At 34.4% G+C, this 398-nt stretch carries 1 protein-coding gene; it reads right to left on the reverse strand.

Going from position 1 to position 398, the window contains the following annotated elements; translation table 11 throughout:
• The coding region (locus tag D9V42_RS14820) for a hypothetical protein (protein ID WP_208639100.1) at window positions 1-398 on the reverse strand (398 nt) is incomplete at both ends.

Raw genomic sequence — 398 nt, forward strand, 5'->3', positions numbered from 1 at the left:
GTGCTTCGGTAGCCTTTGCCATTGCATTTTTGGCTTCACTTTCAGCTTGTTTTGCTGTTTCTTGAGCAGTTGTTACATTTTGATTTGTGATTAATAAATCTGATTGTTCAGCTTTTGTTGAAATTGCAATCCCTTGCCTGCTGACATCAGCTTGTAAGTTGTTCAAGTCTGTTTGATTGGCTTTAAGCTCAATATTGCTCTTGTTTGATTCAGTTTGAGCATGTAAGTCATTCAACTCACTACGCATTACTTGTGGCATATTTTCCAATAATAATTTTGTAAAATCATCAATCTTATTATTTACTTCTTGAGCTAAATCTGTAACCGTAGAATTATCTGATATAAACGTAAGGTTCTTGCTGACGATAACCTGCTCTTTATCTTCATTGAGAAGTATT

Source organism: Staphylococcus pseudoxylosus, from assembly GCF_003697915.1.
GTDB lineage: Bacteria > Bacillota > Bacilli > Staphylococcales > Staphylococcaceae > Staphylococcus > Staphylococcus pseudoxylosus.